Origin of the sequence: Paraburkholderia sp. CI2 (assembly GCF_014201055.1) — a bacterium.
In the GTDB taxonomy this organism is placed as follows: Bacteria; Pseudomonadota; Gammaproteobacteria; order Burkholderiales; family Burkholderiaceae; genus Paraburkholderia; species Paraburkholderia tuberum.
In genome coordinates this window covers 126,831-139,099 of sequence record NZ_JACHDL010000015.1, presented here as the reverse complement: position 1 = coordinate 139,099, position 12,269 = coordinate 126,831, and the positions used below count along the sequence as shown (strand labels likewise).

Sequence of the window (12,269 nt, the reverse complement as noted above, 5' to 3'; positions counted from 1 at the left end):
GGGCTTAGGTGCTCCGTTCGGTTTCGCCTTCGGCGAATGCTTTGAGCGCGTCGCCGGCGAGACGATAACGTACCCATTCGCTTTGCGGATTCGCGCCGATCGACTTGTAGAAGCCGATGGCCGGCTCGTTCCAGTCGAGCACGCTCCATTCGAATCGACCGCAGCCCGTTTCGCAGGCGATTTGCGCGAGATGGCGCAGCATCTGTTTGCCCGCGCCGCTGCCACGCGATGCGGGCGATACGTACAGGTCTTCCAGATAAAGCCCCTGCTTGCCGAGCCACGTCGAATACGAAAAGAAGTACACGCAAAAACCGACTGGCTCGCCGTTCATTTCGCAGATCAGCGCTTTCGCGGGCGCGCCCTCGGAAAACAGGCTCTTCTCGATGTCTTCGGCGCCGGCGACGACTTCGTGCTCGGCTTTTTCGTAGATCGCGAGTTCGGTGATGAAGCGCAGGATCAGGGGGGCGTCGGAAGCGGTGGCGGGGCGAATGTGGATCGTCAAGGTCTAGTGCTCGGTGAGTTCGGTGATGACTGCCGGCCGGCGGGCGGTACGCGCCAAATGCGCCGGCTTCGGAACAGACTCACATCGTAGCAAAGAGCCAAAGGCCCCGCCGCGAACGGACCGGGCCTTGGGCGTTTCCTACAGACCGAAGGCGAACAATTTCAGCGGCCCCGGTCCACTCGTCGAGCCAGAGCCCCAGAACACCACGCCGTCCGCAATGGCCGGCCCGGCATTGCATGCACCCCCGCTATTGAATGACCACAGGACTTTTCCGTTGGAAGAATCGAGCGCGTACATCGTGCCATTCGTGTAGTCGAGATTGCATCCGAAGACCACGCCATTGGCGACACTGACGGCTGCCTCCGCGCGGCTTGCGAGCGGGTCCGGCGTGGTCCACTTCACTGCGCCGGAATTCGCATTGAGCGACGCCCAACCGCCAGACGTGGTGGTGCCACCGCCGTTCGCCAATTGCCATACGCCTGGTGTCGTTCCCGCTCCGGTCATTCCGCTATTCGATACCGCAACATAAATGAACTGGCCATCGTTGGCCGATCCCCACTGAAGACCGCCTGTGAGTCCACCAGGGGCGACCTGCGTGGACCAACGCAGAGCGCCCGTGTCTTCATCGAAGGCCCAGAACATCCCGCTCTTCTGCCCCGCGCCGACCAGTCTGCCAGCATTGCCGTTGCCACCGAAGAGCATCGGTCCTTGCGCGAAGTCCCAGTCCGGACCTTTCGGATTGGGACAGTTGGCGTTCGGCGGAAGGGTGAAGACGCCTGGGACGTTGAGGCCGCAGCCGACATTCCACGTGTCGTACGGCAGACCACGCGCGGACCATTTGACTGCGCCCGTGGTCATGTCCAGCGCAAGGATCGAATCGAAGTGATCGTTCGGATCGATGCACGAGGTCGGCGTGCCGCCACTGTTCATGCAGTCGAGTACGGCCTGAGGCACTGCCCAGTTGTTGCCGGAACCCATGAACACCGTATTGCGATCGACGTCGACGGCGCCCGTGCTACCCCAGACGGAGCCGCCGAAATAACCCTTCGGTATCGTGTATGTCTGCCATTTGATTGCGCCGGTCGCGACATCGAGTGCGACGACGCTGCCGCGGAAACTCCACTGCCAGGCAGGCGGAGGGACATAGGCGGCCATCAGTTCTTCGTTCGATGTGGTTCCTACGAAAGCCGTGCCGTTCGCGATGACGGCAGACTGCGTGACCATTGAATAAGTGGTTGAATCGACTTGCGTGTGCCAAAGCCGCAGGCCAGTGTTCTTGTCGACGGCAAAGACCTGGGCCGGTTGCGGACTCGACAGTTTGCCGCTTTGATTGCCGAGTATCAGTACGTTTCCGGAGATGGCGGGCGTTGCGCGCGCGTAGTCGTTGGGGATGTTCGTATAGGACGATACAAGGTTCTTCCAGATCAGCTTGCCGGTCTTCCTGTCGACCTTGTACAGATAGCCCGCGGAATCCGGGAAATAGGCATAGCGGTCATCGAGGGCAGGGGTCGCCGTCACGTTTCCGCTTGTGTCGGCTGCCCAGAGTTTGTGAAGGGAACCTGCTGTCTTCGGACTAATCGCCGATTCATTCGCCTGATTTCGGGAGTTCATCAAGCCGTTACCCGAAGTCGTCCAATCGGTCGCATAGGCAATGCTGCTCGTTGTTAAACCAAATAGCAGCGCCCACGCTGAACACAACGTATCAGTTCTCATGTCGTCTCCTCCGGAATTATTTGGAAAAGCTGCGTTTGCGTTTTTGCGAAGCAGGAATACGGATAGTTAGAAGACCAGGTAAACAATTTCTAGCGGTGGGGTGGGGCAATCGAAAATATAGTGAACGTCCGATCGCGGCGCATTGGCGGAATGTGCGAAATCGCACAGAGCACGTCATGTCAGGCACAGTGCTTCATCGCTGCTTTCTACATTGCGAAGTTATTTCGAGGAATTCATGCTATTTGCATGAAACGAGTTCACGCTATGGTTGTGAATCGAAGTAATAACGCGCGATTCGACGAGGAGAGAATCTTATTTCCGGTCTTTAAGCCCGACCGCAATTCGCGTAGTCACCAATGAAAGCGCATTCGGACAGGAAGAGAGACCGAAACGGCACTGCCGCGCTTCAACCCTCCGGCAACACTGACTTACCGCGCCGCTTTTTCGGCTTAGGCTCGACACCCACTCGCGGGTCCCGCTCCAGCACGAGTGCCGTCAACTGCTCGACAGTGTCTTCAAACGCAGGATCCTCCTGCGGCACGTAAAGCCATTTCCCAAGCACCGGGTGAGGCTGCAACGCAGGCATATCGGTAATCAGAGCAGCATGGCGTTCCCGCGACGTACAGACGAGCAGCCCATTCCACGGCTTATCGCGATCGGCGGCAACCAGGCACAACAGCCCATCGATGTACGCAGCGTCGCTACCAAACATGCGCCGACGCATATACGTCGGATCGCGTTCAAACGCGTCGAAGATCCACAGGAGCGAATTGCTGATCGAAGAGGGCATCGGCGGACAATCTCAGGAAGCGCGGGTGAACGAAGATAAGTTTACGTAAATTCTCCAGGCTCGGCAGCAAGCCAATTGAAGATCGAGCAAGTCCGGCTAGGTAGGATGTGTCCAACCTCGGCGACCATATCGACACTCGTACGATCCAGACCATGTTAGCTCACACAGACGCCGCCTCGCGTCGCAGGCGTCGTGCCCGGTTCTCGATGCCGCGCTCGACGCCGGTTTCGACAGTCCCGAAGCCTTCAGCCGTGCGTTCAAGCGTGCGTTCGGCATGGCGCCGAGCGCGTTTCGACGACATCCAACATGGCAATTCTGGAGTGCGAGTTTTGTTGTTCCCTATGTTTCGAGGAAACTGACCATGCAAGTGAAAATCGTCGATTTTGCGGAGACCCGCGTTGCCGCGCTCGAACATTGTGGTTCGCCCGGACTCGTCAACGAGAGTGCGCGCAAGTTCATCGATTGGCGTATCCAAAGCGGACAATCACCGGTGGCGTCGAGCCGGACCTTCGGCGTCGCGCACGGCAATCCAGACACGGTGCCAGCGGATGAATTCCGTTTCGATATCTGCGGAGAGATCGACGAGCCGGTCGCGCCGAATCTCTATGGCGTGCGCGAGCTCGTGATGCAGGGTGGACGGTGCGCGGTGGTGCGGCACGCAGGATCGACCGACCACATCGGCGAGACGATCTACCCGGTCTATCGCGACTGGTTGCCTTCGAGTGGGGAAGAGTTGCGGGACCATCCGCTGTTTTTCCACTACCTGAGCGTCTATCCTGAGACGCCGCTGGATCAGTGGCAGACGGATATCTACATTCCGTTGGTGTGATTGGGATGGGTGTGATGAGCATGCGAGATGCCTGCTAGTGCGGAGCAAGTTGCTCCATCGGTATCAATTGCATTGAGCGAGCATTGCCGATTCCTAATTCGGCAAAAAATGCAATTTCGAAATGTCTCTCTGAATAAAGCCCCGGTCTCTGCGAATAGTGGTTCGGAGCCGGTTTTTCTCGACCCGGCCGCCCAGCCATAACAGTAGCCGCAAAGCCGGTTTTCGCTGCACGTACCTCGCGTCCTCACTGGAACCACGCAATACCTCAAATGTCAAAAAATGATGTCACCCGTCCATTTTGGGGAGATATCAAATGGCTGCCACGCAATCAGGGGCGGTGCCCCTCTCGGATGAGGAGGCTCGGCGCCAGTTGCGCCGCGCTGTCATCGCCAGCACGATTGGTACCACAATCGAATGGTATGACTTCTTCCTGTACAGCATTGTCACGGGTCTTGTATTCGCGAAACTGTTCTTTCCTGAATCGGACCCGCTCGTCGGCACACTGCAAGCTTTTCTGATTTACGCTGTCGGCTTTATCGCGCGGCCGGTGGGCGCGGCGATTTTCGGCCACTATGGCGATCGCATCGGACGTAAAGCCACGTTAATCGTGACGCTGTTGCTGATGGGACTCGCGACGTTTGCCGTGGGCTTTGTTCCAACCTACGCGACGATCGGTATCTGGGGGGCAATCCTGCTCACGGCGCTGCGCTTCATTCAAGGTGTGGGCGTTGGAGGCGAGTGGGGCGGTTCGGTGTTGATGTCGATGGAGTGGGCACGTACCAACAAGCATCGCGGTTTCATCGCGTCCTGGCCGCAGTTCGGCGTACCGGCGGGATTGTTCGTCGCGAATCTGGTGGTGCTCGCCGTCAGCCAGATCTCCGGCAGCGCATTTCTCACCTGGGGCTGGCGGGTGCCGTTTTTCCTCAGTATCGTGCTGGTCGCGATCGGCCTTTATATCCGCTTGAGTATCCTCGAGACGCCTATCTTCGCGAAGCTGCTCGCTGAGCGCAGGATCGAAAAGGCGCCGATGCGTGAAGTATTGCGCCGGCAGCCGAAAGACATTCTTCTGTCGGCTCTTGCGCGTATGGCGGAACAGGCGCCGTTCTATATTTTTACGGCCTTTATATTCACCTATGGTGTGATGAGTCTGGGCGTCACACGCGATCTGCTGCTCACGGCAGTGCTGGCCGCTTCGGTGCTGGAATTCTTCACGATTCCGCTGTTTGGTCACGTGTCTGATCTGATCGGACGTCGACGCATGTATGTGATCGGTGCCGCTGCTGTCGGGCTATTCGGCTTCCTCTACTTTTTCATGGTCGGAACCCATAACCCGATATGGATCTTCGCGGCCATCGTTCTTTCGCTGGTGCCGCATGCGATGATGTATGGTCCCCAAGCCGCGTTGATCGCCGAATCGTTCACGGGGCGCTTGCGCTACAGCGGTGCGTCGATGGGCTATCAGTTGGCTTCCGTCATCGCTGGCGGTCCGGCACCGTTGATTGCGACGGCGCTTTATGCTTACTTCCATTCGGGATTTGCGGTGGCGTGGTATGTCTTCGCGTGCGCGGTGATTAGCGTGGCCGCCGCCATGCGATTGGGCGATTACACGAATAAGGACATTTCGCGGGAATACGACGACGTGCATGCATTGCATGACAGCAGACATGCCACTCCGTGAACGATCAGGCGGATGGCCGGTCACAACGGCCATCCGCAACGGCCATCCGCCGAATCGACCATCAACTTTTCAGCGGCAACCAGACTTCGACTCCACCCATCCCCGTCACCGGGTCGAACTGCTCGCCATACCGTTCGAAATGCGGTGCATCGGCAGGCACGTGCCCTGACGCGGGCAACCACTGATTCCAGATCGTATTCATCGTGCGACGAATGCCTGAGATGTGTTCGCGATGAGCGAACACCGCATACCGTTGCGCGGCGATGCGCACACGACTCAACTCTGGCGGCAATGCGGAAAAATCGCTGACTTCGACGCCGCACATGTAGTCGAAGTTACCCAGTTCATCGGCGTTATAGCCAACGCCATAAGCCACCTTGCCGACCTGTCCCGGCACCCTGCCGTACCAGGCGCCAAAGCGCTGCCATTGGGATGGGATCGCCTTGCTGCTTTCGCACGTATAGCGCTCGCTCAGTCCAGCGACGAGAAACGCTCGCGCGTCTTCGAAGCGCGGCGGGTCCAGATGGGTGAGAAGGGTTTCGTCCATTTTGATCGGCTCCACGATGGTCAGGTTGTCGAGATGACCCCGCGCGCGCAGCGCGTCGGGCGTGAGCCCGAACTGTTCGCGAAACGCGCGCGTGAATGCTTCGTGAGAGCCGTAGCCGGCGTCGAGAGCGACCGCGAGGATGTCGGGCGCACCATCGGCCAGACGTCGTGCGGCCTCGCCCAAACGCCGTGCGCGAACGTAGCGCATCACCGGCATCCCGGTGGCCGCTTCGAACGCGCGCGCGAGGTGAAAGCGCGATACGCAGCCACCGCGGGCGATGTCGTCGAGCGTCAACTCGCCGGCGAAGTGGCTTTCGATATACCAGAGCGCTTTTCCAACCGGGTTCATCTCGGCTCTCATGTCAGCATGAAGCCAGCATAGTCAGCGGCGAACTCACGCATTTGATCGCGCTTGCGGTTTCGCGGTCGCGGCGGAGGGCCGAGACGATTCCGCCGCGTCACCATGCACGCCCGCGGCGCCACCCGCCTGCCCCGGCCTCAGCAACAGCCCACCCAGCACGCCGGCCGCCGCCGCAAAAACCGCCCCAAACAGAAACGCGACGTGATACCCGCTGTTCAGCGCAGCCGCCGCACTCGACGACGCCTGCATCGCCTCGCTACGCGCCGCGGCAAGACTCGCGAGCACCGCAAGCCCGAGCGCCCCGCCCATCATGAACGATGTATTGACGATGCCCGACGCGAGGCCCGAATCGGCGGGATCGACGTCGCTCATCGCGGCGAGCAGCAACGGATTGAACGCGATGCCCGCCCCAAAGCCGAGCAGCAACATGCCGGGCAACACGTCGGGTACGAAACTGCCGTCGACGGGCGCACGCGCGAACAGCGCAAGCCCGCATGCCGCGATCAGCAGGCCGGCCGCGAGCGGACGACGCAGCCCGAAGCGCATCACCACGCGCGCCGACAATCCCAGCGAAAAGAGTCCCATGATCAGGTTCGCGGGCAGAAACGCGAGCCCCACCTGCAATGGCCGATAGCCGAGCACGCGCTGCAGATACAGCGCCGAAATAAAGAACCACGCGAACATCGCCGCCGCCCACAACACGCCGACCAGGTTCGCGGTCGCGACATTGCGCAAACGCAGCAGAGCGAGTGGCATCAACGGGTGTTCGATTCTCGCCTCGATTGCGAGGAACACGGCAAGCAGCGCGAGCCCGACGAACAGCAGGCCGAGCGTTTGCGCCGAAGTCCAGCCCGCTTCGTTGCCGTTGACGATCGCATAGACCGCCAGCATCAGCGATGCAGTCACGCTGAGCGCCCCGGCCACGTCGAGCCGTTCGCCGTGCGCGTGGCCGCGCGCGGCGGGCAGTAGCGCGAGGCACAGCGCGTACACTGCAATGCCGATCGGCAGATTGACCAGGAAGATCCAGTGCCAGCTCAGCAGGTTGGTGAGCAGTCCGCCGAGCAGCACGCCGATGCTGCCGCCGCCCGCGCAGACAAAGCCATACACGCCCATCGCCTTCGCGCGTTCACCGGCTTCGGTGAACAGATTCATGATCAGCGACAACGATACCGCCGAGACGATCGCACCGCCCAGGCCCTGCACGGCGCGCGCGGCGACCAGCAGCACCTGCGAATTCGCGAGGCCGCAGGCGAGCGAAGCGAGCGTGAAGAGCGTAATGCCGCTGAGAAACAGCTTGCGGTGTCCGTACAGATCGCCAAGCCGTCCGCCGAGCAGCAGGCAGCCGCCGAACGTCAGCATGTAGGCGTTGACGACCCACACGAGCGAAGTTTCGCTAAAGCCGAGATCGGCTGCGATGGACGGCAGCGCGACGTTCACGATGGTCGTGTCGAGCACGATCATCAGGACGCCGAGGCAGAGCACGATTAGCGCGAGCCAGCGTTGCTTGCCGTGGAGGGAATGGGTCATGCGGACGCCCCTTTGTGCAGATTCGGTCGATCACCGACGATGGGTTTTCGAGTCTAGCACCCGCGCATTTAGCGTCCAACTACGAAATCCTGTGCGGCGGCGTTGCGCGAAGCCGCGTGCGGTTCCGCTTCAATCACCGCCGAGGATTTCGTATTTGCCGCCGTCAAAGCGCTGGGATTGTTTTCGTGGTGAAGAAGACGTCGAACTTCGACGTCTTGATCGGCAACGGTTATCTGAATGAAATATCTTTGACGGCTCGGTGGTCTGTTCCGAGCCGTTTTCGGCATTTTCTGATTGCGATCAACTGACTTGACCGTCAAAAATCCAAAGGAGCAAGAGATAACTCCGTCCCGGGGTGCCGCGCATCCGGGCCCGAAGAAATTGAATAAGACGATCAGGTTATGAGCGACGGTGACAAAATTCCCTATTTCAAGGTGAACAAGCTTCTATGGAGGTGGACGCTATACGAAGGTGCCGAAGGTTGCACCGTTGTCCGCGAAGCGCGGCTCTCGATGGATAAAGGGCCGCTATCCCTGCCAAAGCCACCGGAACCGAAACTGACACGAGCAGGTCTACCCCTAAACCACGCCCACCAGAACCGTTGGTCAAATTTCTCGACGACATCGAGAAGATGTCCGGCGGCTTTTCGCGTTTCAAGTCTTGGCTGAACACGCGCGAGCCGCCGAAGGAACTCCAACCGGTACCGCGTCCCAAACAGAAGATAGAGCAGATAGTCCCGCCGTTCGACATTCAGGAGATTCCCGGCGCTATGCGCAAGGAATTTATGCCAGTGTCGGCAAAGCTAATGGAGCGGTGGTTTGCCGGCGAACTCAACTACGGTCCTACCGACAAAGACGTTGCCGCCGAAATCAATCAGAAGGGGGAGCACTATCCTCCAGATATGTACGACACCACAACGATCAAGCTCGACTGGGTATTGAAATATCGACGAGCCAAAGATCAATACGACGAGTTGATAACGACGCAGATCCGCACGTCACGCGCAAGACAAGCTCTTAAGGAGATTCTCCTGCCATATGCCGGAAGACCATGTCTTGATGCGAGGACCGAGTGCGGAGAGAATCTCTCGAAGCTTCACCGGCGATTCCAGTTTCAGTATGTAAAGGTCGGAAGCTCGCTATCTCAGAAGATCGGAGAGCTCCTCTACGCAGATTTCCACAACAACGGCGTCCCGGACGATCTGACCGGCGCGTTGGGATCATTCGGCATATACGCTGCCATGGGGTACGCCGACTTTTACAGGGAAGGCCGTACCAGGGTTGCAGAAATCTCAGGTATCTACGTTTATATTAAGGATAGTTACGACTTCACCGACAAGCCTGGCGAGGCGTCGCAATATCTTGGCCATTGGAGCAAAAACGGGGTGATCGTTCTGGCGTACAACGGCGCGATGTCATATCTGAACGAACCGCGATTGTATTTTTCCCATCCCGTTGCACTGGGGAATCCGAAAATCAGGGGCAACGTGTACTACCCGGTTCACAATAAGGAATTTAGAGAGTGGGCAATAAAACACCAGCGAGGAGGTGACTTCGTGATCTATTCGGATCGAAAGCTTGTTCGAATCGACCCACCGATCAAGGTGTATTTATGAAACCCGGGCGATCGATCGGATGGGGCGCTGTAGTGCTCACAGTCGCGTTTGCCGTGCTTCTCGTCGCGACGCACACCGATCACAGGAATGCGAGCGAATGCATCAAAAGCACGTCAAAAAACGGCCGCTACACTGCAGAGCGATGCCTGCTCCAATGGAGAGGCGGCAACGACCCGGCTTATCTCGGTCAGGTCTACGACGCTGCGTCAGGCAAACTGCTAGTGCGCAGAACCTTCAGCACACCGGTTCCTGAATTGATTTGGGTGGACGACGAAGGCGTTTCATTTTCCCGCGGCGGCGACGACGCGTCGTTTATAAAGCTGCCGCCGTCATTCTATGACCGCATGATCGCCAGATTTTCGTCGATTGGATGCAGGCTGCTCGCCATTAAGGATCAGTATGATCCCGATGGTTTGTTCTTCGTTCATCACGGCGTAGGGAGCGAACGCTGGAGCGCCGACGGTTTCACGAGATTCTTATGAACGACTCGACCTTCGAACTCGCACACATGGTTCAGCAGAAATCACATTTCGAAATCTCGTATTGAGGCTTCCCAGCACAAGCCGGCCATGACCGGCCGCGAACGTGAATGTTGAAAGGCTATATCCGGCCGACTCCCGCCGACCGCATCGGGCAGGACCCGACCAACTGCGGCCGCTCGCTCGGGCTTTCACACAAACCTTCGAACGTCGCCTCCACCTCGGCACCGGACCTTCGTGTGCAGATCATGTCACTCGAGCCGTCGGTCTTATGGAAAGAATTGCACAGGCCGATCATGCCGAGGCAGGGCCTTGCTACCGGGATGAGATCCTGGACCCGATGCCGGGTGAGCAAACGTCATAGCGATTGATCCGTTGATGCCGGTGTGGGGCGGATTTCAACGATGTCGGCGGTGACTGCGCTCTTACGTTTATACACTGTCTGGTCGCTTGGCGCACCGGGCGAAATCTTTATTTGCTCAAGTTCCGCTGGCGTTTGCCGTAATCGTGTCATTGCGAACGGTGAGCGCGAAACCACGACCGGCCCGACGGGGAAACGGATCTGGCATGCGACCCGACGCTCGAGTGATGAGCCGATCTGCCAGGCAGGCAATCACGTTGCCGCCAGTGGCAGGTTTGAGTGAACTGACGTACCCCATCTGTGAGACTGGCATAAATGAAGCGTTTGACCTTGAACCAGAAGCTCTGGAGCATCCTGGCTCTTCTCTGGTTTGGCCTTGGTGTGCTCGTCGTCACGAGCGCGTGGATGAGCCGATCCGATATGCTCGAACAGCGCAAGAGCATGCTGTCGCAGCAGATAGATACCGCGCTGGGCGTGATTTCCTATTACCAGAAGAAGGTCGCCGACAATACTTTGTCGCTCGCCGAAGCGAAACATCAGGCGCTTGAGAACCTGCGCGGACTTCGCTATGGCGCGCACCGTAGCGGCTATTTTGGCATCTACGACTCGAATGTCACGGCACTCCTCTTGCCGTCCAAGCCACAACTTGAAAGCAAGTCCCTGGCAGACCTGGTTGATTCAAACGGTACCCACATTGCGGTCGAGATCGTCAAAAGCTCATCGCCCGGCGGCAACCACTTCAGCGAATATGTGTGGCCAAAGCCTGGCAGTGACACGCCAGTTCGCAAGATCACCTGCAGTGACTTTGTCGCCGACTGGGACTGGCACGTGTATACGGGTGTCTACGTGGACGATATCGACCATCTGTTCTATGTGACGCTCCTGCGCGATCTGTTGCTCGCAGCGATAGTGACCGCAGTTCTGACAGTCGGAATGCTATTACTGGCGCGCAGTATCCGGACGAGCCTGGGTGGCGAACCTGACTACGCGGCGGGGCTATGCAAGCGGATTGCCAACGGCGATCTCGGTGTGAACGTCGACCTTCGGCCCGGCGACACAAGCAGTCTGATGGCTTCTCTGCGGGCGATGCGTGACAGTCTGTCACGAGTCGTTCTGGAAGTGCGGGAGAACGCCGAAGGGGTGGCCACCGCAAGTGGACAGATTGCGCAGGGCAATCTCGATCTGTCGAGGCGCACCGAAGAGCAGGCAGCGTCGCTCGAGGAAACAGCTTCCAGCATGGAAGAACTGACGGCCACGGTCCGTCACAATACGGACAACGCCCGGCAGGCAGCGACGCTGGCCGGCACGGCCTCTGGCGTTGCGCGGCGCGGCGGCGAGGTGGTAGGGCGCGTGGTCGAGACGATGCAGGAGATCTCCGGCAGTTCGGCCAAAATGTCCGAGATCATCACTGTGATTGAAGGCATTGCATTCCAGACAAACATTCTTGCGCTCAACGCAGCGGTCGAGGCGGCCCGCGCTGGCGAGCAGGGCCGTGGGTTTGCTGTCGTGGCCGGCGAGGTCCGTACGCTCGCGCAGCGTAGCGCCACCGCTGCCAGGGAGATCAAGGATCTGATCGGCGACTCGGTAAGTCGTGTGGACGCCGGCTCGAAGCTCGTAGGGGAAGCGGGCCGCACCATCAATGAGATCGTCGAGTCGGTCAATCGGGTGGCCGACATCGTTGGTGAAATCTCGTCGGCTTCGGTAGAGCAGAGCACTGGCATCGAGCAGGTGAGTCAGGCGGTCAGCCAGATGGACCAGGTGACCCAGCAAAACGCCGCGCTGGTGGAAGAAGCCTCGGCGGCGGCGCAGTCGATGGCTCAACAGGCACAGGCTTTGCGTGAAACGGTGGCCTTTTTTAAGGTTTGACG

General features: G+C 59.0%; 9 protein-coding genes and 1 pseudogene. 5 read left to right on the top strand and 5 right to left on the bottom strand.

Going from position 1 to position 12,269, the window contains the following annotated elements:
* Positions 1 to 4: 4 nt before the first annotated feature.
* The 3 genes from HDG32_RS21100 to HDG32_RS21090 form a co-directional block, all read right to left on the bottom strand.
* Positions 5 to 502, bottom strand: a complete 498-nt coding sequence (locus HDG32_RS21100) for a GNAT family N-acetyltransferase (RefSeq protein WP_184070425.1) — start codon at positions 500 to 502, stop codon at positions 5 to 7.
* A gap of 138 nt (positions 503 to 640) precedes the next feature.
* A complete protein-coding gene (locus HDG32_RS21095; protein ID WP_260336545.1) occupies positions 641 to 2,113 on the bottom strand; it encodes a PQQ-binding-like beta-propeller repeat protein in 1,473 nt (490 codons plus the stop codon).
* A gap of 508 nt (positions 2,114 to 2,621) precedes the next feature.
* Complete coding sequence (locus HDG32_RS21090; RefSeq protein WP_184070421.1) at positions 2,622 to 3,005, bottom strand: hypothetical protein; 384 nt, start codon at positions 3,003 to 3,005, stop codon at positions 2,622 to 2,624.
* 172 nt (positions 3,006 to 3,177) lie between these two features.
* On the opposite strand from HDG32_RS21090, the pseudogene HDG32_RS21085 reads away from it, so the two are divergent.
* Both HDG32_RS21085 and HDG32_RS21080 read left to right on the top strand, forming a co-directional pair.
* Positions 3,178 to 3,834 (top strand): annotated as a pseudogene (locus tag HDG32_RS21085) (GyrI-like domain-containing protein); the annotation flags it as partial.
* 313 nt (positions 3,835 to 4,147) lie between these two features.
* Positions 4,148 to 5,512, top strand: coding sequence for an MFS transporter (locus HDG32_RS21080; protein WP_184030420.1), 1,365 nt, complete (start codon positions 4,148 to 4,150; stop codon positions 5,510 to 5,512).
* Between the two features lie 61 nt (positions 5,513 to 5,573).
* Here the strand turns inward: HDG32_RS21080 and HDG32_RS21075 are convergent, their stop codons facing one another.
* Together HDG32_RS21075 and HDG32_RS21070 are read right to left on the bottom strand one after the other, a co-directional pair.
* Entirely contained in the window at positions 5,574 to 6,407 is an 834-nt protein-coding gene (locus tag HDG32_RS21075) for an AraC family transcriptional regulator (protein WP_184070419.1), read from the bottom strand.
* A 45-nt stretch (positions 6,408 to 6,452) separates the two neighbouring features.
* Positions 6,453 to 7,946, bottom strand: coding sequence for a DHA2 family efflux MFS transporter permease subunit (locus HDG32_RS21070; protein ID WP_184030402.1), 1,494 nt, complete (start codon positions 7,944 to 7,946; stop codon positions 6,453 to 6,455).
* Positions 7,947 to 8,547: 601 nt separating this feature from the next.
* Here HDG32_RS21070 and HDG32_RS21065 point away from each other — a divergent pair.
* The 3 genes from HDG32_RS21065 to HDG32_RS37065 all read left to right on the top strand — a co-directional run bounded on the left by HDG32_RS21065 (position 8,548) and on the right by HDG32_RS37065 (position 12,267).
* Positions 8,548 to 9,561, top strand: coding sequence for a DUF6402 family protein (locus tag HDG32_RS21065; protein WP_184070417.1), 1,014 nt, complete (start codon positions 8,548 to 8,550; stop codon positions 9,559 to 9,561).
* Complete coding sequence (locus HDG32_RS21060) at positions 9,558 to 10,043, top strand: hypothetical protein (protein WP_184070511.1); 486 nt, start codon at positions 9,558 to 9,560, stop codon at positions 10,041 to 10,043. The genes HDG32_RS21065 and HDG32_RS21060 overlap by 4 nt, the downstream gene beginning before the upstream one ends.
* Before the next feature lie 688 nt (positions 10,044 to 10,731).
* On the top strand, positions 10,732 to 12,267 hold the full coding sequence (locus HDG32_RS37065) for a methyl-accepting chemotaxis protein (protein WP_311540143.1): 1,536 nt from the start codon (positions 10,732 to 10,734) through the stop codon (positions 12,265 to 12,267).
* The last annotated feature ends 2 nt before the right edge of the window (positions 12,268 to 12,269 follow it).